This is a genomic window from Haloechinothrix alba (genome assembly GCF_900188115.1).
Lineage (GTDB): Bacteria > Actinomycetota > Actinomycetes > Mycobacteriales > Pseudonocardiaceae > Haloechinothrix > Haloechinothrix alba.
In genome coordinates this window covers 14,822-37,243 of record NZ_FZNW01000027.1, presented here as the reverse complement: position 1 = coordinate 37,243, position 22,422 = coordinate 14,822, and the positions used below count along the sequence as shown (strand labels likewise).

At 68.8% G+C, this 22,422-nt stretch carries 18 protein-coding genes and 1 CRISPR repeat array; of the genes, 6 read left to right on the top strand and 12 right to left on the bottom strand.

Going from position 1 to position 22,422, the window contains the following annotated elements:
* Positions 1-143: 143 nt before the first annotated feature.
* From CHB84_RS20150 to CHB84_RS20135, 4 genes are all read right to left on the bottom strand, one after another.
* On the bottom strand, positions 144-1,199 hold the full coding sequence (locus CHB84_RS20150) for an alpha/beta fold hydrolase (protein ID WP_089303237.1): 1,056 nt from the start codon (positions 1,197-1,199) through the stop codon (positions 144-146).
* 119 nt (positions 1,200-1,318) lie between these two features.
* On the bottom strand, positions 1,319-2,470 hold the full coding sequence (locus CHB84_RS20145) for an acyl-CoA dehydrogenase family protein (RefSeq protein WP_089303231.1): 1,152 nt from the start codon (positions 2,468-2,470) through the stop codon (positions 1,319-1,321).
* Positions 2,471-2,479: 9 nt separating this feature from the next.
* The gene (locus tag CHB84_RS20140; RefSeq protein ID WP_089303236.1) at positions 2,480-4,495 is read right to left on the bottom strand and encodes an acetyl/propionyl/methylcrotonyl-CoA carboxylase subunit alpha; all 2,016 of its coding nucleotides are present in this window, start codon (positions 4,493-4,495) and stop codon (positions 2,480-2,482) included.
* Positions 4,496-4,530: 35 nt separating this feature from the next.
* Positions 4,531-6,144, bottom strand: coding sequence for a carboxyl transferase domain-containing protein (locus CHB84_RS20135; protein WP_089303235.1), 1,614 nt, complete (start codon positions 6,142-6,144; stop codon positions 4,531-4,533).
* Between the two features lie 216 nt (positions 6,145-6,360).
* Between CHB84_RS20135 and CHB84_RS20130 the strand changes: the two genes are divergently transcribed.
* Together CHB84_RS20130 and CHB84_RS20125 are read left to right on the top strand one after the other, a co-directional pair.
* The gene (locus CHB84_RS20130; protein ID WP_089303230.1) at positions 6,361-6,951 is read left to right on the top strand and encodes an SACE_7040 family transcriptional regulator; all 591 of its coding nucleotides are present in this window, start codon (positions 6,361-6,363) and stop codon (positions 6,949-6,951) included.
* 62 nt (positions 6,952-7,013) lie between these two features.
* Complete coding sequence (locus CHB84_RS20125; protein WP_089303229.1) at positions 7,014-7,481, top strand: hypothetical protein; 468 nt, start codon at positions 7,014-7,016, stop codon at positions 7,479-7,481.
* Positions 7,482-7,582: 101 nt separating this feature from the next.
* Here CHB84_RS20125 and CHB84_RS20120 read toward each other — a convergent pair whose 3' ends face one another.
* Positions 7,583-7,972: an acyl-CoA thioesterase gene (locus CHB84_RS20120; protein WP_089303228.1), complete on the bottom strand. Its 390-nt coding sequence runs from the start codon at positions 7,970-7,972 to the stop codon at positions 7,583-7,585.
* A gap of 22 nt (positions 7,973-7,994) precedes the next feature.
* On the bottom strand, positions 7,995-8,432 hold the full coding sequence (locus tag CHB84_RS20115) for an acyl-CoA thioesterase (protein WP_217898651.1): 438 nt from the start codon (positions 8,430-8,432) through the stop codon (positions 7,995-7,997).
* A 307-nt stretch (positions 8,433-8,739) separates the two neighbouring features.
* On the opposite strand from CHB84_RS20115, the gene CHB84_RS20110 reads away from it, so the two are divergent.
* The 3 genes from CHB84_RS20110 (at position 8,740) to CHB84_RS20100 (ending at position 12,426) form a co-directional block, all read left to right on the top strand.
* Positions 8,740-10,317, top strand: coding sequence for a PucR family transcriptional regulator (locus tag CHB84_RS20110; protein ID WP_089303227.1), 1,578 nt, complete (start codon positions 8,740-8,742; stop codon positions 10,315-10,317).
* A 154-nt stretch (positions 10,318-10,471) separates the two neighbouring features.
* Complete coding sequence (ald, locus tag CHB84_RS20105) at positions 10,472-11,587, top strand: alanine dehydrogenase (RefSeq protein ID WP_089303226.1); 1,116 nt, start codon at positions 10,472-10,474, stop codon at positions 11,585-11,587.
* A gap of 50 nt (positions 11,588-11,637) precedes the next feature.
* Positions 11,638-12,426: an NAD-dependent epimerase/dehydratase family protein gene (locus CHB84_RS20100; RefSeq protein ID WP_089303225.1), complete on the top strand. Its 789-nt coding sequence runs from the start codon at positions 11,638-11,640 to the stop codon at positions 12,424-12,426.
* 536 nt (positions 12,427-12,962) lie between these two features.
* Here CHB84_RS20100 and CHB84_RS23060 read toward each other — a convergent pair.
* On the bottom strand, positions 12,963-13,118 hold the full coding sequence (locus tag CHB84_RS23060) for a hypothetical protein (protein WP_176440052.1): 156 nt from the start codon (positions 13,116-13,118) through the stop codon (positions 12,963-12,965).
* 203 nt (positions 13,119-13,321) lie between these two features.
* Between CHB84_RS23060 and CHB84_RS20095 the strand changes: the two genes are divergently transcribed.
* Positions 13,322-14,857: an ISL3 family transposase gene (locus CHB84_RS20095; RefSeq protein ID WP_089303224.1), complete on the top strand. Its 1,536-nt coding sequence runs from the start codon at positions 13,322-13,324 to the stop codon at positions 14,855-14,857.
* Positions 14,858-14,896: 39 nt separating this feature from the next.
* Positions 14,897-16,121: direct repeats of the CRISPR family, unit length 36 nt; unit sequence GCCGCAATGGAGTCCGGCCGCGGAGGCCGGAGTCAC.
* A gap of 172 nt (positions 16,122-16,293) precedes the next feature.
* On the opposite strand, the gene cas2 is transcribed toward CHB84_RS20095, so the two are convergent.
* From cas2 to cas8g1, 5 genes are read right to left on the bottom strand one after another with little or no spacing between them, the layout of a single operon-like run.
* Complete coding sequence (gene cas2 / locus CHB84_RS20090; RefSeq protein ID WP_089303223.1) at positions 16,294-16,581, bottom strand: CRISPR-associated endonuclease Cas2; 288 nt, start codon at positions 16,579-16,581, stop codon at positions 16,294-16,296.
* Positions 16,582-16,588: 7 nt separating this feature from the next.
* Complete coding sequence (locus tag CHB84_RS20085; RefSeq protein ID WP_089303222.1) at positions 16,589-18,229, bottom strand: CRISPR-associated endonuclease Cas4/Cas1; 1,641 nt, start codon at positions 18,227-18,229, stop codon at positions 16,589-16,591.
* A gap of 8 nt (positions 18,230-18,237) precedes the next feature.
* Positions 18,238-19,650 (bottom strand): type I-G CRISPR-associated protein Csb2, encoded by a 1,413-nt coding sequence (gene csb2 / locus CHB84_RS20080; RefSeq protein ID WP_089303221.1) that lies wholly within the window; start codon positions 19,648-19,650, stop codon positions 18,238-18,240.
* Positions 19,647-20,621, bottom strand: a complete 975-nt coding sequence (gene cas7g / locus CHB84_RS20075; RefSeq protein WP_089303220.1) for a type I-G CRISPR-associated RAMP protein Csb1/Cas7g — start codon at positions 20,619-20,621, stop codon at positions 19,647-19,649. The genes csb2 and cas7g overlap by 4 nt, the downstream gene beginning before the upstream one ends.
* Positions 20,618-22,393 carry a type I-G CRISPR-associated protein Cas8g1/Csx17 gene (cas8g1, locus tag CHB84_RS20070; RefSeq protein WP_141134751.1) on the bottom strand — a complete coding sequence of 592 codons (1,776 nt, stop codon included), beginning with the start codon at positions 22,391-22,393 and terminating at the stop codon, positions 20,618-20,620. The genes cas7g and cas8g1 overlap by 4 nt, the downstream gene beginning before the upstream one ends.
* Between the last annotated feature and the right edge of the window lie 29 nt (positions 22,394-22,422).

Below are 22,422 nucleotides of genomic sequence, written 5' to 3'. Positions count from 1 at the left end.
CCTCATCCACGCCGCACAATCACCACACGCCTGACACAGCCGGCACACCACCCCCACCTACCGCGCACACCACCCACACAAACCCGAGGAGAACCCTGAATGACGCTTTCCGTCCCGCAGATGGACTGAAAGCGTCATTCAGCTCAACACATCTGCTCGTCGAGGAACTCGTCGATGTAGCGCCACGTGGTGCGCCGCGCCGCACGACCGGTGATCACACCGAGATGCCCGCCCGGCGCGGACTCGAAGCGCACCGACGGTGCACCGTCGAGCAGGCCGACGAGCCGCTCGACAGCTCCACGCGGCGCGATGACGTCGTTCTCCCCGGCTATGACCAGGATCGGCACCGTCACACCGGACAGCGAGATCACCCTGCCCCCGAGGTCCACAGTGCCCTCGGCGAGATCGTTCGCGCGGAAGAACCGGTGGTACAGCTGCCCGAATGTGCGTCCGGGGTAGGCGAGCATGCTGGCCATGAACCGGTCGACGGCCTCGATCTGGGCGAGGTAGTCGCGGTCGTCCAGGTTCTTCATGATCGCCAGCGGCTTGGTGATCTCCTTGTCGATCCCGGTGAGCCGGAACGCCTGGGTGACAAGTCCTGCCGGGGCGCCGCCGAGCGCGCGGTAGACGGGGGTGAGGATGTGCCCGCCCGTCACGTCCACCAGCGGCCGGAACGGCGCGACCAGCGGGATCTGGGTGAAGTCGAAGGGCGAGGCGACCGTGGTGATCGACTTGATGGGCAGGTCGGCGCGGTCCGCCGCGGTCAGCAGCGAGAAGATGCCACCGAGGCACCACGCGACCACGTGCACGTCCTGGCCACCGGAGTCGGAGTGCACCTTCTGGATCGCCTTCGGCAGCACCTCGTCGATCCAGTGCTCCACGCCCAGGTTGCGGTCGGAGAAGGAGACATTGCCGTAGTCGACCAGGTACGTGCGGCGACCATCGCCGACGAGGTGCTCGGCGAGGCTACAGCCCCTGCGCAGGTCGAAGCACAACGCGGGCGCGGCCAGCGGCGGAACGAGCAGCACCGGCTGGCCACCCGGCTCGCCGCCGGGGGTGGTGAACCGGTAGACGGACCGCAGTGGCCCCTGGTCGATGAGCACCCTCGGCATCGGTCGGAGGTCCGCGACGCCGTCCCCGGCGAACTTGCTGAGCGCGTTCGACGTGGCCGCAGCCAACCGGACCGCGAGCGATGTCATCGAGCCTCCACCGGGATTGCCGACCGTCCGTACGTGCTCGTCCACGATACGGCCGCAACAGCCGAAACGGTGTGCCGGAGGGCCCGACACGGCGTGCCGCAGGTCCCGACACGGCGGGGTCAGAGGCCGAGGTCGCGGGCGATGAGCATGCGCTGGACCTCGCTGGTGCCCTCGCCGACCTCCAGGATCTTGGCGTCGCGGTAGAAGCGGCCGACGGGGAACTCGTTCATGAAGCCGTAACCACCGAAGATCTGCGTGGCCTCACGCGCGTTGTCCATCGCCGCGTTGGACGAGGTCAGCTTCGCGATCGCGGCCTCGCGCTTGAACGGCTCGCCACGCAGCATCTTCGACGCCGCCGCGTAGTAGGCCAGCCGGGCGGTGTGCGTGCGCGACTCCATATCGGCGACCTTGAACTGGATCGCCTGGAAATCCCCGATCTTGTGGCCGAACGCCTCGCGCTCCGCCACGTAGCGCAGGCACTCGTCTACGCACCCCTGGGCGAGACCGACCCCGATCGCCGCGATCGCGATCCTGCCCTCGTCCAGGATCGACAGGAACTGGTTGTAACCCTTGCCACGCGTACCGAGCAGGTTCTCCTCGGGCACCCGCACATCGGAGAAGGCCAGGCCGTGCGTATCCGAGCAGTTCCAGCCGACCTTGGAGTACTTCGCATCCACGGTGAAGCCCGGGGTCCCGGACGGCACGATGATGGTGGAGATCTCCTTGCCGCCGCCTGCCTTCGTGCCCGTGACGGCCGTGACCGTGACGAACCCGGTGATGTCGGTACCGGAGTTGGTGATGAACGCCTTGCTGCCGTTGATCACCCATTCGCCGTCCCGTGCCGTCGCCGACGTGACGGTCGCGCCGGCATCGGAGCCGCCGCCCGGCTCGGTCAGCCCGAACGCGCCGAGCATCTCGCCGCTGCACAGCCGCGGCAGCCACTGCCGGCGCTGCTCGTCGGTGCCGAACCGGTAGATCGGCATCGCCCCGAGCGAGACCCCGGCCTCCAGAGTGATGGCCACCGACGAGTCCACCCTCGCCAGCTCCTCCAGCGCAACGCACAGCGCGAAGTAGTCACCACCCATCCCGCCGTAGCTCTCCGGGAACGGCAAGCCGAACAGACCCATCCGGCCCATCTGCGCCACGAGGTCGTAAGGGAACCGTTCATGCTCGTAGTACTCCCCGATCACGGGGGCGACCTCGGACCGCGCGAAGTCCTCGACGGTCTTGCGCAGGTCCTCGTAGTCGGAGTCCAACCGGAAGTCGATCATCTGCTCTCCTCACGCCTCGCCCGCTGCGCGGTCCTCGCCCGGGGTGACCAGGACCAGCGGTTCGTCCAGGGCCACTTGCTGGCCCGCCTGTACATGCAACTCGCTGACCACGCCGTCGACCGGGGCGGTGATGGTGTACTCCATCTTCATCGCCTCCACGATCAGCAGCGCCTCGCCCGCGCTGACCTCGGCACCCAGCTCGGTCTTGACCGAGATCACCGACCCCGGCATCGGGCTGGTGACCGGTCCCGCGGCCTGCGCGGCGGCATGGCTGACGGCCAGGCGGGGCCGGTCGTCGATGGCCACGCAGCGCCCCTCGTGTGCCAGCCAGAGCCTGCCGTCGTCGCCGAGCGCGCGGCGGTAGCGCCGCACGGCTCCGGCGTAGCGCAGCTCCAGCACCTGGTCCCGCTCACCCGCCCAGCGTGCGCGCGCCGCCACCGGCTCGCCGCCGGCCACCTGCACGTGCGCCTCGCCGGGATGGCCGTGCACCCGCACCTCGGCCTCGGTCTCGCCTGCGCGCAGCAGGAACACGGTGCCCGCGCCGCCGCCGAGCCGCCAGCCCGTCGGGATGTCCCAGGGGTCGACGACGCTGCCGGCCGGCCACAGCTGCAGCAGCCGGTCCAGCGCGGCCGCGGCGAAGAACTCCGCGGGCACCTCGGTGGCCTCGGCCGAGGTGAGCTCGCCGAGCACGCGCTCAACCAGACCGGTGTCCAGGTTGCCGTCCCGGACGTCAGGCTGGGCGAGCAGCCCGCGCAGGAACGGCACGTTGGTACCGACCCCCAGTACGGCGGTATCGGCCAGCGCGCGGTCCAGCCGGTGCAGCGCCGTGGTGCGGTCCGGCCCCGCGGCGACGACCTTCGCCAGCATCGGGTCGTAGTCCGACCCCACCACGGAGCCCGCCCACACACCGGTGTCCACCCGCACGCCCGCCCCCGCGGGCTCACTGGTGTCGAGCACCACGCCCCCGGTGGGCACGAACCCGCGCGTCGGGTCCTCCGCGTAGACGCGGGCCTCGACGGCGTGCCCGTCGAGCGAGATCTCCTCTGAGGTGAACGGCAGCCGTTCCCCGTCGGCGACCCGGAGCTGCCACTCGACCAGGTCGATCCCGGTCACCATCTCGGTCACCGGATGCTCGACCTGCAGCCGGGTGTTGGTCTCCATGAAGAAGAACTCCCCGGCCGCGGACTCCTCGCCGGAGACGATGAACTCCACCGTGCCCGCTCCGGTGTAGCCGACCGCGCGCACCGCTTCCACGGCAGCCGAACCCATCCGCTCGCGCGTGGCGGCGTCCAGCAGTACCGATGGAGCCTCCTCGATGATCTTCTGGTGGCGCCGCTGCAGGCTGCATTCCCGCTCGCCCAGGTGCACCGTGTTGCCGTACGTGTCGGCCAGCACCTGCACCTCTATATGCCGTGGCGTGCGCACGAACCGCTCGGCGAGTAGCGCGTCGTCGCCGAATGCCGCCCTCGCCTCGCGCTGCGCCGACTCGATCGCCGGGGCCAGCTCGGCCGCCGAGGCCACCAGCCGCATACCCTTGCCACCGCCACCGGCCGAGGGCTTGAGCAGCATCGGGAACCCCACCTCGTCTGCGGCGCGGGCGAGCAGCTCATCGGGGGTGCCGGAGATCCCCGGCACGACAGGCACCCCGGCTGCCGAGACGGTGGCCTTCGCGCTGATCTTGTCGCCCATCGCCTCGATCGCCCCGGCAGGCGGGCCGATGAAGACCAGGCCCGCCTGCTGGCACGCCCTCGCGAAGGCCGGGTTCTCCGCCAGGAAGCCGTACCCCGGGTGCACGGCCTGCGCGCCCGTGGACTCCGCGGCGCCCACGATGTCCGGAATGGACAGGTAGCTCCGGCTCGCCTCGGCAGGGCCGACGCGCACGGCGACATCGGCCTCGTGCACGTGCCTGGCATCGACGTCGGCGTCACTGTAGATCGCCACCGACCGGATACCCAACCGGCGCAGCGTCCGGATCACCCGGACGGCGATCTCACCACGGTTGGCGACGAGCACGGTGTGCAGCACGGAAGAGCCGTGCGTGGAAACGACAGGATTCATGGTCACATCCGGAAGACGCCGTAGCCGACAGGGTCAAGGGGCGCGTTGGCCGCGGCCGACAGGGCCAGGCCGACGACGGTGCGGGTCTGGGCCGGGTCGATCACCCCGTCGTCCCAGAGCCGCGCGGTGGAGTAGTACGGGTGGCCCTGGTGCTCGTACTGCTGCCTGATGGGTTCCTTGAACGCTTCCTCGTCCTCGGCCGGCCATTCCTGCCCACGGCCTTCCAGGGTGTCCCTGCGCACGGTGGCCAGCACCGACGCGGCCTGTTCCCCGCCCATCACCGAGATGCGCGCGTTCGGCCACATCCACAGGAAGCGGGGCGAGTAGGCACGGCCGCACATCGAGTAGTTGCCCGCGCCGAACGACCCGCCGATGATCACCGTCAGCTTCGGCACCCTGGCGCAGGCCACCGCAGTGACCATCTTGGCCCCGTGCTTGGCGATGCCGCCTGCCTCGTAGTCCTTGCCGACCATGAAGCCGGTGATGTTCTGCAGGAACAGCAGCGGGACGGATCGCCTGTCGCACAGCTCGATGAAGTGCGCGCCCTTCATCGCCGACTCGGCGAACAGCACGCCGTTGTTGGCGACGATGCCGACGGGGTGGCCGTGGATCCTGGCGAACCCGGTGACCAGGGTGGTGCCGTACTCCTTCTTGAACTCGGTGAACCTGCTGCCGTCGACGATGCGGGCGATGACCTCCCGCACGTCGTACGGGTTGCGCGAGTCGGTCGGCACCATGCCGTAGAGCTCGGCGGGGTCGACTGCCGGTTCCTCGGTCGGCACCACGTCCCACGGCGCGGGCTCGGAGGGGCCGAGCGTGGACACGATGGACCGGACGGTGCGAAGCGCGTCGCCGTCGTCGGCGGCGAGGTGGTCCGTGACGCCGGAGGCTGTGGCGTGCACGTCGCCACCGCCGAGTTCCTCGGCGGTGACCTCCTCGCCGGTCGCGGCCTTCACCAGGGGCGGCCCACCGAGGAAGATGGTTCCCTGGTTGCGCACGATCACCGCCTCGTCGCTCATCGCGGGGACATAGGCCCCGCCTGCGGTGCAGGAACCGAGCACCGCGGCGATCTGCGGGATGCCGCGCTCCGACATGGTGGCCTGGTTGTAGAAGATCCGGCCGAAGTGTTCCCTGTCCGGGAAGACCTCGTCCTGGGCGGGCAGGAAGGCCCCGCCCGAATCGACAAGGTAGATGCAGGGCAGGTTGTTGTGCAGTGCCACCTCTTGGGCCCGCAGGTGCTTCTTGACCGTGATCGGGTAGTAGGTGCCGCCCTTGACGGTGGCGTCGTTGGCCACGATCACGCACTCGCGCCCCGATACCCTGCCCAGGCCGGTGATGATGCCCGCCGACGGCGCCTCGTCGTCGTACATCCCCTCGGCCGCAAGCGGGGAGAGCTCGAGGAACGGCGAGCCGGGGTCGAGGACGGCGTCCACCCGGTCGCGAGGCAGGAGCTTGCCCCGCTCGACATGACGTGTCCTCGCCTGCTCGGAGCCGCCCTGCCGTACCCGTTTGAGCCGGTCATTCAGCTCGGCGACGAGCGCGGCGTGGCTGGCGTCGTTGCGCTGGAATGCCTGCGATCCCGGGTCCGCTGCGGTGCGCAGGGTGACAGCGTCCATCTGGGTCCCCACCATCGGGTCGATTACGTTAGTCATCGTTAACTGCGCTGCCGATGTTAGTATCAACTAACTGGGAGGTCCAGTCCCGGCGGCCAATTCGGTGCGGGCTGGACCCGCAGCTCACACGCGAGTGTCCCGCATCACGCGCCGGGACGCACCGCAGGCGTGCCCGTCGGGTGGACACATCCGCGCGCGGCCCGAGGAGCCCACGAGGTGATGCAGGTGAGTGCAGGACCGGCCGCGCAGGCGGTACCGACGACCCGCCGGGACCAGATCCTCGCGGCGGCGGCCGAGCTGTTCGCCGCGCACGGCTTCCACGGGGTCGGCATCGACGACATCGGTGCGGCGGTCGGTATCTCCGGACCCGCGCTCTACCGGCACTTCCGCAGCAAGGACGCGATGCTCGGCGAGATGCTGATCTCCATAAGCCGGGGACTGTTCTCGGGAGGCAAGGAGCGCGCCGCCGCCGCGGAGGACCCCAGCAAGGCGCTGGCCGAGCTGGTCACGTTCCACACCAACTTCGCCCTGGACAACCCCGCACTGATCACCGTGCAGGAGCGCAACCTCGGCAACCTGCGCGAGGACGACCGCAAGCAGGTCCGCGCCCTGCAGCGGCAGTACGTCGAGGTCTGGGTCGGCGCGATCAGCGCGGCGGTTCCCGGGATCACCGAGGAGCGCGCCCGGTCGGCGGCCCACGCGGTGTTCGGCTTGCTCAACTCCACCCCGCACAACCGTTACGTCGGCAGCACCGAGCTGGCCGAGCTGCTGCACCGGCTGGCGCTCGGCGCGCTGCATGCCGCCCGGTGAGGTGACGGGCCCGAGCAGGATCGGCTACCCATTCGTCACCGGCTTCGTGTTGGATAGGAACCGTGAACCCTGACCGGTCCGACCGCCCGCGACTCGTCGACGAGGCACAGCGCGCCCTGCTGGCCGTGCATGCCGGTGCCGACGAGCACGCCATCGACGAGATCTCCACCGAGCACATCGGCGAGCTGGTCATGCTGTTGTTCGGCGAGTGCAGCACGATGGTGAGCGAGCTCGGCGACGGCGGTGCCACCCCGGTCCAGGTGCAGGTCTTCGACGAGGAAGGCACCGAGGTCTCCATCGACAGTGCCGACCCGCCCGTGCGCACGGCGGTGCGCACGCTGCTCGCCGAGGTGCACGGCAACCCGGGTGCGGCAGCCGAGCAGGTCGAGATCGCCCTGGCCAACGCCGCCCCTGGGGAGATGCACAGCCTCGTGCTGCAGGCCCTGCGGTGGACGAGCAGGCTCGCCGCCGAGTGCGTCAGCCGCGACCTCCCGGTCTCCCCCTGGCTCGCCGACACCCTCCAGGAGTAGCGCCGAGGCAGCGCCCCCACCCGACGCGGGTGGAGCCGAGGGTGACCTTGGCTCCATAGAAGGAGCCCAAGGTCACCTTCGGCTCCAACGCCTCGGCGGGGTCAGGTGAGGCCGGCGAGGGCGGAGCGCTCGGCGTCGGTGATGTGCCGCGAGACGCCCGCGACGGCGTCGAAGGCCACCAGCACCGACTCGACACGGCAGTAGCTCGTGTCCTCGTCGCGGACCTCGTGGGCGAGGGTGAACGACGAGTCACCGACGTGCCGCACGACCGTGTCGACCCGCACCCGCTCCGGCCGGTACACCAGCGGGCTGAGGTAGCTGATGGCGTGCTTGGCGACCACAACGTTCTCCCCGAGATCGCCCCCGCCGGTGGCCGAGGCGAGCATGTCCTGGCGCGCCTCGTCGATGTAGCTCAGGTACACGACGTTGTTGACGTGCCCGTAGGCGTCCATGTCCGCGCGCCGGAGCTGGATGGGGTACTGGTGCGGCATAGGCTGTGTCCAGAGTGTTCGATCAGGTCGGCTGGTCGCCGAGCCCGGTGAGCACCGCCCGCTCGTCCCCCGTCAACGGGCGCGACCGGCCGGCCGCCACGTCGAACGCGACGATCGTCGAGGTGGCGTGGGCGTAGTGCGCCTCACCGTCGACGATGTCGTGGGCGAGGTCGAACGAGGAGTTGCCCACCCGCATCACCCGGCTCTCGACCCGTACCGGGTCCGGCCGGTAGGCCAGCGGGCGCAGGTACTCGATGTCGAGCTGGGCGACCACCATCCCGGCGGCCAGCGTGCTCACCCCGCGCTTGGGCGCGAGCACGCAGAGCATGTCGATGCGCGCCTCCTCGAGGTAACGCAGGTGCTGCACGTTGTGCACGTGCCCCGCGGTGTCCATATCGGACCACCGCAACGGGCAGTGGAACACGTGCGGCGCCTCGGCCGTGACCGTCGCGGGATCCACCGTACTCGCCCCTCGCTCGCCGGAATCGATACCGCGAGTATCGCGCGGGTCGGTGCCCGCGGGCACGGCGTTGTGAGGGCCCCCACGGTGACGGTGATCGCGTGATGGCGCGGCGGCCGGGGCTCCGTGTCGAACCGCGCCCGCGATACCGGGCGAGGTGGAATAGTTCCAGGCCAGGCGGGTCCGGATACGGTGCGTATACTCGGCGCGTGAGCGAGAGCCGTCCCCGACCCGCGACACCGGCGACACTCCCGGTTCCGCTCGCACCCGCCGGCCTCGGCGCGCGTACCGCTCGGGAGGTGTAGGCATGCGCTCGGTACGAAGCGTGGTCGACCGCGTCGGTCCGACCCTGCTGCACACCGTGAGCCTGCCGGACGCCGACCGTCCCGTCGGTGACGTGGTGATCGCCGAGGGCCACCCGCACGCCAGGGTGGCCACGGGCGACCTGGTGCTCGCGGTGCTCGGTGACTCGGTGGAAACGGCCGTCGGGCTGGTGCACACCTGTGGCGCCAACGGGGCGGCCGCCGTGCTGTGCAAGCCCCGGCTCGCGCAGGACGCCGAGGTGCGCAAGGCCGCGCGGTCGGCGGGGGTCGGCCTCATCGAGGTCCACGCCGACACCTCGTGGGCGCAGCTGGTGTGGCTGCTTCGGACCGTGCTCGACGCCATCGCCGACGAGGCCGAGGCCACAGACGACACCCAACCCGAGGCCGCCGACCTCTTCCGCCTCGCCGACGCTGCCGCATCCGTTGTGGACGCTCCGGTGACGATCGAGGACATCAACTCCCGGGTGCTCGCGTACTCGGCGCGGCAGGACCTGACCGACCCCGCGCGGGTGTCGACGATCATGGACCGCCGCATCCCCGATGACGTGCTCGCCCGGTTCCGGTCGCGCGGGGTGTTCCGGGAGCTGTCCAAGGGCAGGCAGACGATCTACGTCCCCGAGCAGAAGGACGGCACCCTGCCGAGGCTCATCGTGCCGGTCCGGATGGGCGGGGAGCTGCTCGGCTCGATGTGGGCTGTGGTGGACGGCCCCGTGTCCGAGGAACGGGCCGCCGCCTTCGCCGACGCCGCACCCGTGGTGGCCGTGCACCTGCTGCGCAGGCGGGCGCATGCCAACACCCGGCGCCACGCCAACGCCGAGCTGCTGCGCGCGGTGCTGGAGGGCCGGGCCAGCCCGCGCAGGGCCGCAGCCGAGCTCGGGCTCACCGACGCCGACCACCGGGTGGTGGCCGTGGCCACCAGCAGGCAGCAGGGCGAGGGCGACGAGGAGCTCGGCGCGGAGGGGTTGCGGCTGGCGCTGCTGGAGCGGCTGTCGACCGGGATCGGCAACCAGACGCGGGCGACCGAGTTCGGCGGGCTGCTCTACCTCGTCGTGCCGGACGGCTCCGGCGTGGGCGGCTGGGCGGCGCTGCGCGAGACGCTGGCCACCGAGCCCGGCTGCGAGCAGGGGTGGCTGCGCGCCGCGGCGGGCACGGCGGCGCCTGTCGGCGAGCTGGCACGGTCCCGGGGCGAGGCCGAGGAGGCGCTGGGCCTGGTGCGCGCCGGGCTGGTACCGGGCGCGGTGATCGGTTTCGACGAGGTGTGGACGGCGCTGGCCCTGCATCGGGTGGCCACCGCGGCGGGCGGCGCGGGCGCGGTCGAGCTGGGTCCGCTCGAGGTGCTCGCCGAACACGACAGGCGCCAGCACAGCGACTACGTCGACACCCTCTACGCGTGGCTGCGGCACCAGGGCGACCCGCGCGCGACGGCACGGGAGCTGAGCATCCACCCGAACACGCTGCGCTACCGGCTGCGCAAGCTGCTCAGCCTGACCGGTCTGGACCTGGAGGACCCGGAGACGCGGCTGGCGCTGATCGCCCAGCTGATCACGCTGCGGTGGTCGTGACCGCCCACCGCGCAGCATCCCCGGGTTGTTCCATCGCAACCACGATCAGGTCGCAACATTGTCCTTGCAGCATGATGACAGGCCCTTTCCGGGGGTTCATCGTGGTGTCAAGTACATCGCTGCATCACCTGAGACATCGACCTTGGAGCCTGCTGTGCGCATCGCCGTTCCCCGAGAGACGAAGAAACACGAGTACCGGGTCGCGCTGACCCCTGCCGGCGTGCGCGAGCTGACCGAGCGCGGTCACGACGTGTTCGTCGAGTCCGAGGCGGGCGCGGGCTCGGCCATTTCGAACGAGGAGTACCTCGCCGCTGGCGCGAAGGTGCTGGCGACCGCGGAGGAGACCTGGGGTGAGGGCGAGCTCGTCCTGAAGGTCAAGGAACCGGTCCCCGAGGAGTACCCGCTGCTGCGCAAGGACCAGGTGCTGTTCACCTACCTGCACCTGGCAGCCGACCGCGCGCTGACCGAGCGCCTGACCGAGGCCAGAACGACCGCGATCGCCTACGAGACGGTGCAGCTGCCCTCCGGTGCGCTGCCGCTGCTCGCGCCGATGTCGGAGGTGGCGGGCCGGCTGTCCGCCCAGGTCGGCGCGCACGCCATGATGCGCCCGTCCGGAGGGCGCGGGGTGCTGCCCGGCGGGATCCCCGGCGTGCACCCGGCGCGGGTCGTCGTGATCGGTGGCGGGGTGGCGGGCCTCAACGCCGCGCGCGTGGCACTCGGCCTCGGCGCGGACGTGGAGATCCTGGACACCAACGTGGACAAGCTCCGCGAGATCGACCACGAGTTCGACGGCCGCATCCGCACGGTCACGTCGAACTCGCTGGCCCTCGAGCACGCCGCGCTGGAGGCCGACCTGGTCATCGGTGCGGTGCTGCTGCCCGGCGCGAAGGCGCCGAAGCTGATCAGCAACCGGCTCGTCGAGCGGATGAAGCCGGGCAGCGTGCTGGTCGACATCTCCATCGACCAGGGCGGCTGTTTCGCCGACTCGCGGCCGACCACCCATGACAACCCGACCTACCAGGTGCACGGCTCGGTGTTCTACTGCGTGGCGAACATGCCGGGCGCGGTCCCGCGCACGTCCACCTACGGGCTGACCAACGTCACGCTGCCGTACGTGCTGCGGATCGCCGAGCACGGCTGGCACGGCGCCTGCCGTGCGGACGCCAACCTCGCCAAGGGCCTGAACACCCACGCGGGCAAGCTGGTCAACGAGCCGGTCGCGACCGCGCACGGGCTGACCTACAGCCCGCTGGAGGACGCGCTGGCCTGAGCAGGCAGCGCACGCGGCAGGGCGTGGCGCTCGCGTAGCCTCGGGTGGCGATGGCGCAGCGCATCCTCATCATCGGAGCGGCAGGCAGGATCGGGCGGATGCTGCGGCCGCGGATGGCATGCCGGGGGCGCACGCTGCGGCTGCTGGACGCCGAGCCGATCCAGCGGCCGCAGCAGCCCGACGGCGGCGAGCACGTGCGGGCCGACGTCACCGACATGCCCACGATGACCGAGGCCTGCCAGGACGCCGACGCGGTCATCCATCTGGCGGCTCTGAGCGGCGAGGCCGACTGGGAGACGATCCTGCGGGTCAACATCCACGGCACCTACACGGTGCTGGAGGCCGCCCGGCGGGCCGGTGTCCCGCGCGTGATCCTGGCCAGCAGCAACCACGCCGTGGGCTTTCACCCCATCGGCGACGAGGCCTGCCCGGACTACCTGTTTCCGCGACCGGACACCTTCTACGGGGTCAGCAAGGCAGCCGACGAGGCGCTGGGCAGCCTGTACCACGACCGGCACGGCATGGATGTGCTGTGCGTGCGCATCGGCTCGGCCAACGAGCAGCCGCCGAACGTCCGGGGGCTGGGGACCTGGCTGTCGCCGGACGACTGCGCCCGCCTGATGGAGGCCCTGCTCGCCACTCCCCAACCGGGTTTCCGGGTGGTGTGGGGCGTGTCGGCGAACCGGCGCAACCCCTTCTCGCTCGCCGAGGCCCGCGCGCTCGGCTACCGGCCGCAGGACGACTCCGAGCGCTACGCCCACCTGGTCCCCGGTTCCGAGGCCGAGCCGCCGGACGAGCGCATCGGCGGCGGTTGGGCCGTGGGGCCGGGCGCTACGTAGGGCGAGCGCTGACCGGGACCGCGGAGTAAGGAACGGACCTTCCTGCGCACAGCCCGCGGATCGCGGTGCCGTCGACCGCGGGCTGTGCTGCTGAGGCGGAGACGTCGCATCACCCACCCACTTGATCGATGTCATGTGCGCAACGGAGTCCGGCCGCCAAGGCCGGAGTCACCTGGGATCACCGAACTGGACACCACATACAACCTGCCGCCGCAATGGAGTCCGGCCGCAGGGGCCGAAGTCACGGTCTCAGCTGCGTCGGTGAGCTGGTTCCACTCGGTGCCGCAATGGAGTCCGGCTGCGGAAGCCAGAGTCACGTGCCGAGCCTCGCTCTGGTGTGCGAGCTGCTCGGCGTGGAGCCGTAATGGAGTCCGGCCGCGGAGGCCGAAGTCACGGTGCTGGCCATCTTCACGCAGTTCGGCACAAGCTACGCGCCGTAATGGAGCCCGGCCGCGGCGGCCGGAGTCACGGACGAGATGCGGGATCGACTGCGGCTGCTGATCCGCCGCAATGGAGTCCGACCGCGGAGGCCGGAGTCACTGCCGTCGAGTGAGATCCGGGTCGCCGACGATCTCCCGCTCGCCGCAATGGAGTCCGGCCGCGGCGGCCGGAGTCACCTCGGTGCCGCGCAGCGTGCCAACCATGGTGTGTACGCAGCCGCAATGGAGTCCGGCCGCGGAGGCCGGAGTCACAGCTCAGGGTCCGCACCCTTGGTCTTGGGCTTGGAGCCGCAATGGAGTCCGGCCGCGGAGGCCGGAGTCACGGTGCACCCCGCCCAACACGTGAACCTGCCGTGCTGCCGCAATGGAGTCCGGGACTGTCAGTTCGTTGGCTCTGTCGCTGATCTTGTGGAGTGTCTACCGGGTTTCTGACTTGGGTCATCGTACGATGATGTATGTGTATTGTGGATAGTCAGAACGCTTTGTGGCCGCACCTCGCTGGGTTGATCGTGGAAGGCATTGAGCGGAAGGCCGGCGAGCTCGTCGTCTCCGCGCGGGTCCGCGGTCATCGTGCTCGTTGCCGTCACTGTGGGAGGTCTTCTGGGCGGGTGCATGGTCGTTACCACCGGAGGTTGGCGGATGCTCCGGTGGCAGCGACGAGCGTGGTCGTTGTTCTGGCGGTACGGCGTTTCCGTTGCACGAACGGGAAGTGTGCGGCTGTAACCTTCGCCGAGCAGGTACCCGGTGTGACCACTCCGCATGGTCGGGCGACGCCGGCATGGCAGAACATGGTGGTGCGCATCGGGTTGGCGCTGGCCGGCCGCGCCGGCGCCCGGTTGGCAGCGGCGATCGGCCTCAACTGTGGCCGGGACACGCTCCTGCGCCGGGTTCGGGCCCAACCAGACCCGCCGCGCGGCGAGGTGACGGTGGCGGGTGTGGACGATTTCGCCCTACGAAAGCGTCTGCGCTATGCGACGGTGCTCGTCGACATGCACACCCGCCGGCCAGTCGACGTGCTGACCGACCGGCGGATCGGCACCACGCAGGCCTGGCTGCGAGATCATCCCGAGGTGCAGGTCGTGTGCAGAGATGGCTCGGCCGCCTACGCCGAGGCCATCAACACCGGTGCCCCACAAGCAAGTCAGGTCAGCGATCGCTGGCATCTCTGGAAAGGCCTCAGCGACGCCACACTCAAGGAAGTCGCCACGCACAGCAACTACTGGGCGAAAACCGGGCCGCCGATACGCGAGGGCAGGCGTGCCGCCACGACCCGCGAACGCTGGCACCATGTCCACGACCTCCTCGACCGTGGAGTGGGACTGCTCGAGTGCGCACGTCGGCTGAACCTCGCCCTCAACACCGTCAAACGGTATGCACGCATCACCGAACCAGAGCGCCTGGTGCGTGCCCCGGTCTACCGGCCGACGCTGGTCGACCCGTACCGAGAACACCTGCGCCGACGCCGCGCCGCCGACCCCGCCGTCGCCGTCACACAGCTACTCAAGGAAATCAAAGCCCTCGGCTACCAAGGCAGCGCCAACCTACTGGTCCGATACATCAACCAAGGCCGGGCCGAAAACGACCGCTCCTCGATCTCTCCGCGCCGCCTCACCAGCCTCATCCTCACCCACCCTGAACACCTCACCGATACCCAACGGCACCTGCGCGACGAACTCACCAGCGCCTGCCCCGAGATGATCGATCTCGGCGACGCTGTCCGCAGTTTCGCGGACCTGCTCACACCCAACCCAGGCAACGCCACACGGCTACGCGAGTGGATCACGGCAGTGCGCAGCTATGATCTGCCTTACCTGCACTCCTTCACCCGCGGGCTGGACAAGGACACGGCCGCCGTGACCGCTGGGCTCACCCTGCCCTACAGCAACGGCCCCACCGAAGGCCACGTCAACCGCATCAAAATGATCAAGCGACAAATGTACGGCCGAGCCGGACTCGACCTGCTCCGCAAACGCGTGCTCCTCACCAACTAAGACAACATCACAAGATCAGCGACAGAGCCAACGATCTGACGGACCCTGGAGTCCGGCCGCGGAGGCCGGAGTCACTGGTGTCCGTGGTGCTGATCTGCGTCGACGCGGTACCAGAGCCGCAATGGAGTCCGGCCGCGGAGGCCGGAGTCACTCTACCCGCGCGGCGTCAGCGTGCCGACGATTGCGCATATCGCCGCAATGGAGTCCGGCCGCGGAGGCCGGAGTCACGAACAAGTTCGGTGCGGTTCAGCAGCGGGTGCAGGCGCCGCAATGGAGTCCGGCCGCGGAGGCCGGAGTCACGATGAGCTTGAGGAGCGTGTTGAAAAGCTGGAAGGGCCGCAATGGAGTCCGGCCGCGGAGGCCGGAGTCACCTGCGCCGCTGCGTCACCGAACTCACCCAGTCCGAAAAGCCGCAATGGAGTCCGGCCGCGGAGGCCGGAGTCACCGGGAAGATCGACGACACCAAGATCCTGCTGTGAGCTGGCCGCAATGGAGTCCGGCCGCGGAGGCCGGAGTCACCGGTGAGTTCGGAGCCATCAGGGTGCGGGACAACCCGCCGCAATGGAGTCCGGCCGCGGAGGCCGGAGTCACGTCGTTCTGGGTTCCGGGAGGCTGCAGCTGGACGGAGAAGCCGCAATGGAGTCCGGCCGCGGAGGCCGGAGTCACGTGCGCGAGATCCTGGTGGAGCCGATTCCATGACGTGCCGCAATGGAGTCCGGCCGCGGAGGCCGGAGTCACACCAGCTCCATTCCTGTGCCGAGTACGTCGTCGAGATTGTGCCGCAATGGAGTCCGGCCGCGGAGGCCGGAGTCACCGCCTACCGGTACGCCGACGTGTACCTGGACGAGGACGGGCCGCAATGGAGTCCGGCCGCGGAGGCCGGAGTCACCAATCGGTAGCGCCATGGCAAGCATTCTCGGATAAGGCCGCAATGGAGTCCGGCCGCGGAGGCCGGAGTCACCCGCTTCACGATGAGCGGCGAAACGGCGAGCTTCTCCGAGGCCGCAATGGAGTCCGGCCGCGGAGGCCGGAGTCACCCCGGTCTCGATGTCCATAACCATAGGGCCGTCCCACTGTTGCCGCAATGGAGTCCGGCCGCGGAGGCCGGAGTCACAAGAACTACTTCGACGGCGACTACTGGCCGCTGGCGTACTGGCCGCAATGGAGTCCGGCCGCGGAGGCCGGAGTCACACGTAACGGCACGTACCGTGTCCACTCACTCACCGCAGCCGCAATGGAGTCCGGCCGCGGAGGCCGGAGTCACGGCTCCCGAAATTCGTGGGCCGTGACCAGGCATAATACGGCACACTGCGAGCGGTTGGGAAGATTGATCGCGTACCCACCTTTGCGCGCCGCACAAACGATCTCGATATCCCTTCTGACCTGGGCGCGAGCGGTCCCCGGGGTACGAGGTCGCATTTCACCGCTCGCGATGATCACACGATCTGTGGCCCGGAGTCCGGCAACCGCCTCGAGCGCCCCCACGTACGTACCGTCGCTGGGTTCCGAGCCTCCCCAAGGTCGATCTCCACGACGCTGTCTTCCGCGAGATGCATCACCTCGGTGACCGACGCTTCCAGCTCGGCACGTTCTGCCTTCGATAGGTCGCAGAGGAATACCGAGTACTGTAGCCGTTCACCATGATCCTCCATCAGGTTGCACACGCGCCGCAGGCGCGCCGGATCAGCGATGTCGTATGCCAGAAGGTAGCGACGTCGAGCCATGCGGCGCTCACCTGGTAATCATCGGGGTGTACTCAGGAATCTCCCCGACCAGCACTGCGGCGAGCAGTCGAGCCTGAACGTCCATCACACGTCGGTACGTGATCCGGTACCCGAAGACGGGGTGCCGGATCTCCGTTTCCAGTCTGCGCTCGTAGGCGCGCAGCACCGTCCTGCGCGCATCATCGGTGAGCGACACCGCGCCGGCCCGACGCAGAAAGTCCGACGAGGTGACTTCGCCGTTGTTGAGCAGACCCACGACCACGGAGTCGGCCACCAGAGACCGGAACTCCTCAGCCAGGTCGAGTGCCATAGCCGGTCGTCCGTAACGTGAGCGATGGTAGATCCCGAGGTACGGGTCGAGACCGACCCCCAGCGTGATCGCCACCAAATCCTTGGTCAACATCGAGTAGCAGAACGACAGCAACGCGTTGAGCGGATCCGGGGGCGGGCGTCGGTTTCGTCCCAGCTCGGAGAACTCGGCCGCGACATTCGCGGACTCGTCATTGATCACGCTGGGTAACGCCGTGAAGTACAGTCGCGCCGCGGTTCCCTCGATACCCAGTAACGTCGAGAAGTTGTCCGCACTTCGTGCCTGGTCAGCCAGCTGCTTCAATGACTGTAGTTGTTTCGTCACGTCACCGCGTGCGTTGCGGCGCAGGAGGGTACGGCTGTTGAGAATCTTCCCGGCGATCATCTGTTGGGCGATCCCGGCCCCGCCTTGCGCGTGCACAGCCGTCTGCCTCCGACGCAGTTCAACGTACTTCGGTGGCTGACCCTGCGCGAAACCGTTCAACCATCCACCCGCGCTCAACCACAGGACCGGAATTTCCCGGGCGAAGCATGCCTGTAGTGCCTGGGTACTGATCTGCACCCGCCCGAAGACCGCGAGTTGGGATGTATCGATCAAACGGAAAGTGGCGATCTTTTGTTTGTCCTTCGTGACTTCCAGGCGCCCACTACGCACCCCGACGAATGCTCCCGCTTCTGACACATAGACGGGTCGCTGATCGGGATCGCGCGGTACCAGTCTGCGCGGCGGCTGTTCCCGGCGCTGCAGGATCGCGTTCGTCTCGTCCGGCAAGCACAGCCCCACCAACGAACATCGCACGCACTTGGGACTATCGACCAGCGGCAGCGGTGCAGTCGTACGGTCGGCTACGCCTCTCGCTTCCGCTACGAGGCCACGTGTCCGGGACAGCGCCTCATCGGTCAGTTCCACACGAACGCGCCGACGCGGTGTCGCGTAGTACAGCTCGGCGTGGTCGCACGCGTAACCGTGGTCGAGAAGCACCAGGGCTTGCAGGCAAGCCTGCACCTCATCGCTCGGCCACGGCGCTCCGTCCTCCTGTGGTGACCCCTTCTTGTAGTCGACAGGAACAACCTTCCCCGCATCGCCCTCGATGAGATCGAGCTTCGCGATCACCCCGAGTCGTTCGGAAGACAGCGTGACCGAGCGCGCGGCCCGCAGGTCGGCCTCATCCGGCAGTGGCGCCGCACCGGACTCGGAATCGACCTTACGATGCACGTTCCGACCGAGCCGGGTGTCGTCGTTGTCGGCGAACCGAACCTCGACCCACTCCAGGTAGAACAACCGGGGGCAGTAGACGTACTCGTTCACCATTCGCGCGGGAAGCAGGTCACCAGACATCGCTCACCTCACTCAGGAACGAACAAGCCCAACCCGAAATGGCTCAGGTGCCCCAGTGCGAGTGGCCCGGGAACGGCTTGGTCGAAACGGAGACCGAGAAACGCGGAGGGCTTGTTCGCTTGCCCGTGCTTGCGGTCCCGGCGCATCCGAGCCGTGGGGCGGTAACGTCGGTACCCTACCCAGTTGCCGTCCATCAGCTCGATCTCGGCATCGGCTTTCTTCCCCCGGTATCCCAGCTCGCGCACTATCTCGGCGCGCAGGAACTCTGCCCAGTCGTGCCGCTCCTTGCAGTGGCGTGATGGCGTGAAGGGCATGATCGACCGCCAGTGGCGCGCCGTTCCCGCGAGCTCGGGGGCAACGGTCTCGACCGGCCCCGTACCGGCCACACGGACCGTCAGTCGCCACCGGTCGTTGATCTTGGTGCGCAGCCGATCAACCGAGTAGAGGGCTTCGAGCTCGTCGTGGGGAATGCCGTCCGGTGCCCACACCACCAGCGCACTCAACCGCCCGGCTTCGAGCACGGGAAGGAAGTGGGCATGCCGGTGATCGGTCCTCGCCGCATGCGTAGCGGCATCCTTCCCACCCAGCACAGTGAACTCGGTCCCGGTACGCTCATTCCCCAGCTTCGACAGTGCTGCTTGGCGCAGCAGGTCGGTGTAGACGAGCGCTTCCGTGGCCTTCGGTGCGGCCGGTTGCGCAACCGCGAATCGGACTGTGGTGACCTTCTCCGTGCGTACGGGCTTGGGTGTTGGCGGTCGGGGCGCCGGCGAGGTGAGTTGATAGCCGAGGAACTTGGTTCCCGTGGGAAACAGCAATCCGCCTTTGCGCACGTCCATCGGGCGCGCTGCCAGCGAATCGATACTCAGTGGACGTTCGGGAGCCAGTACCGTCGTTACCTCGGACTCGGCCGGGACGAACTCCGCGACATCGACGGGCATCCAGGTGTCGTGCCGGTCGGGCCGCCAGTCCTGCGCCACACGAGCCTCGCACACGCTGTCGGCGCGACCGAAGTACGGAAGCGATCCGGCCAGTTTGGCCAAGGCGGCGTACTGTGTCTCCGGCAATGTCCCCGGCCATTGCACAGCGAGCTCCGCCTCCCGATCGAACACCGCAAAGGCATCGAGGGTGCGATCGACACTCACGTTGATCTCGGTGTGCTTCGTGTCCGGGTAGTAGTGCCGCGTATGTGCGATGGTGTGGGCAGGAACGAACACAGCGGGTGGGACCGAGAGGTTGTCCAGCAGCGCGTGCACCGTCTGCTCGTCCAGGTCCGGAACCCGGTTGCACCACACCGCGTACAACGCTCGCAGCAGCCGCCACGGCGACGGCGGAAGCTCCACCGCACCTTCGTTGACATGTCGACCCCAGGGCGTCGCGTGGTAGCGCCCCCACGGAAAGCTCAGCGCGAGCGTCGTGCTCACTTCGCCGCACCCTTCTTGCCCTTGTCCGACCAGTGCACGGTGAGCGGCGCACCGTCACCGAAGACTTCCGTGCACTGCGGCAGCAGCGAATCGATCTCCTTCGTCAATGACTCCAGCGACGGAAGCTCAGGTCCCCGGCGTGCCTTCACCTCGCCGACGACTTCCAGATCGCACGCCGTGCGCAGTCGCATACCGCCGTCGAGCAGTGCGCGAACCTCCCACTGCGCGATCGTCTCCAGCAGCTTCGTCACCGGTTCCGGCAACCCGTAGGACTGGAGCAGCTCCAGGTCGATCACGAAGGAGGCGAGGATCGTTCTGGCGGTCCACTCCGTACGTGGGAAGGGAACGGATCCGTACCCTTCCGCTGTCCCTCCCGCCTCCTCGGAGATCTGATGCCGCACACGGTCCGCCTTCCGGCCGCCGCTATCGACGCGACCGACGTCATGCGCCTCGATGACGGCGGAGACTGCGCGTTCGAACTTCGGCTGTCCCCACCATTCCTTCTGGGAGAAGAACACGCCGTGGATCAAGCAGAACGGATCCAACTGGGCAACAGCACGTGCCATCGCTCGCCGGTCAAGTGGCGTGTCCTTGGCCAACCCGAGGCGGTCGCCGATCTCGCCGAACATCGATCGCCCGTCGAGACTCGCCTGGTGCACGAACGGCGAGGCCAGCCGGTGTGCCTCGAGCCGGCTCGACGTCAGGAACTCCTCCGTGCCGGCGCGCACCACACGAACCCATGGAAGGCCACGCACGGTCTCGGCCGGTTGATCACTCGCCGGATCCCAGGCTGTGGCTTCGAGCCGGTTCGCCATGGATTGCACCGACTCCACCAACAGCGAGTCCACCCGCTCGCCGTTGGCATCGAACCGTTTGAAGGTGGCCGCTCCGATGTCAGGGAAGCCGGTCGGCTGGAACGTACTGCCCAGCACGGGCTCGAGTTCGGCGTCATAGATAAGGCGGTGTGTCATGCGGGCTCCTTGTCAGCGTCTGTTGTCGTCGGCGGCAGGACACCGACGCGGCGCAATGCGTGTTCCACATCGGGTTCCCTGACGCGGGTCAGTAGAGCGGCGGCCAGGCGCTCACCGTTCGACGAATGGTGGTGGGGGCGGATCACGTGCGGGATGCCGCTGATCCGCAGCCTTCGGGCGGCGTCATCGAGCACCTCGTCTGCTCGTCCGGCGGCCAGCAGTGCCGGCCACTGATGCCCGGGGCGGAACAGCTTCGGTACGCACGAACCATCCGCCACCGCTACCTTGACCGGCTCTGTCGAGCTGAATGGCAGCAGTAGGTCCAGGGCCACGTCGCTTGCCGACTTCCCTGACAGACTCCCCCGGCCCGCACCTCGCCAGTCGATCGTGAGCAGTCCGGCGAGCAGGTCGGCGACCCTACGCTCGTCCAGCATCCCGTCGATCAGGTCCCGCACATCGCCCGTGCGCAGCCGCCTGCCGTGACGGAAGGCGATCCTCGCGCCCCGTACTGCCGGTTGCACATCGTCGTTCTGATCGTCATCCGACCGCGGCATCGCCCTGCGCCGCGCGGCCATGGCCAGTGCCTGGTAGGGCCCCGCGGCCAGTGAGCTCGCGGCCGGGCGTTTCGACCAAGCCGGCCGATGCTGCTCACTGGTGACCGGGCTGAGTAACGGGCGAAGTCCGTGTAACGTCGGCCTGTGGCGCTCGCCTTCCGGCGGATCGTCGTGTGCGGTGGCCAATGCGAGTGCCACGCGCAGCTCCGGGTCCTCCCCCAACACCGATTCGAGTTCGTCGGCGATCGCCGTTCCGGAAGGCAGCACCAGTGGAGGAACCACACGGCGCGCTGCCCCGGAGGTTGCTACTGCCTCGTGCGCCCGGCCGAGCGCTGCCAGAACCTCGACGAAATCGGCGGTTTCACCGGAGCTGGCATGGGTGAACAGGGCCTGCTCGACACCCCGCACACGGGCCGCCACGTTCGCGGAACTGCCCCGCGGGATGCGGTCCAGCCACCCGTCCAGGTCCGCGAGCAGCAGCACGCTCTCGCGGCGGCGAACCGGCATCCGGTCAGCGGGGATCGCCAGCGGGTTCTGGCCGAGGCGGTCCACGAACACGTAGCGTTCGAAAGCGGCGATGCCTCGGTCCACGCCGAGGCTGGCTACCGCCCTGGCGAAGTCCAGACCCGATCGCGCGGGATGGTTGTTCCACTCCGCGCGGCCTTCACCGAGCAGCTGTACGATCTCCTCCAACCGCGCCGGTGCGGTCCATTCCGGAGTCCACAGCTCGCCGAGCACGCTTTCGTCGGGTGCGGCCGTGGCGTGGCCGCCCGTGGCGCCACGCACCTGGAACGGCACCGCCGCTTCGCTGTACTCCGCACCGTGCCTGCGCACCACGGCTGCCGCGAACAGCAGCGCCCCTTCCAACGTGAACAGGAACGACCAGGGATTGGCGAAACCGGTGTCGTCGGCCTTCTCCAGTGGTGAGGACTGGATGCCGCCTGCCCGCCCGGGGTCGAACTGCCCGACTGGACTTCGCAGGTAGCTGACGTTCTCCTCGCCGGCGAGTAACGCGTGCAGCCACTGCCTGCTACGTGGATCGGTGAACGCCGACTGGACGCGGCTGATGTAGGTGACAGCCAGTTCCTGGCGACCGAAATTGCCCCCTGTCCCCAGCAAACGGCTGAATGCGACGTCGTCCTCGCCCGCCAGCACGGTTGCCGCGTCCAGCCACGCGAGAGCTTCGTCGGGAAACTCGTTGCGGCACAGCATGAGCACGTCGCGTTTGCGTCCCGCGTCCCACAGGT

Bases quoted from the DNA above. Each gene is read 5' to 3' on its own strand.
- CHB84_RS20130 (WP_089303230.1), top strand. From the start codon at position 6,361: ATGCAGGTGAGTGCAGGACCGGCCGCGCAGGCGGTACCGACGACCCGC.
- CHB84_RS20095 (WP_089303224.1), top strand. From the start codon at position 13,322: ATGTGTATTGTGGATAGTCAGAACGCTTTGTGGCCGCACCTCGCTGGG.
- CHB84_RS20150 (WP_089303237.1), bottom strand. From the start codon at position 1,199: ATGACATCGCTCGCGGTCCGGTTGGCTGCGGCCACGTCGAACGCGCTC.
- CHB84_RS20120 (WP_089303228.1), bottom strand. From the start codon at position 7,972: ATGCCGCACCAGTACCCCATCCAGCTCCGGCGCGCGGACATGGACGCC.
- CHB84_RS20100 (WP_089303225.1), top strand. From the start codon at position 11,638: ATGGCGCAGCGCATCCTCATCATCGGAGCGGCAGGCAGGATCGGGCGG.
- cas2 (WP_089303223.1), bottom strand. From the start codon at position 16,581: ATGGCTCGACGTCGCTACCTTCTGGCATACGACATCGCTGATCCGGCG.
- CHB84_RS20110 (WP_089303227.1), top strand. From the start codon at position 8,740: ATGCGCTCGGTACGAAGCGTGGTCGACCGCGTCGGTCCGACCCTGCTG.
- CHB84_RS20135 (WP_089303235.1), bottom strand. From the start codon at position 6,144: ATGGACGCTGTCACCCTGCGCACCGCAGCGGACCCGGGATCGCAGGCA.
- cas7g (WP_089303220.1), bottom strand. From the start codon at position 20,621: ATGACACACCGCCTTATCTATGACGCCGAACTCGAGCCCGTGCTGGGC.
- CHB84_RS20145 (WP_089303231.1), bottom strand. From the start codon at position 2,470: ATGATCGACTTCCGGTTGGACTCCGACTACGAGGACCTGCGCAAGACC.
- CHB84_RS20085 (WP_089303222.1), bottom strand. From the start codon at position 18,229: ATGTCTGGTGACCTGCTTCCCGCGCGAATGGTGAACGAGTACGTCTAC.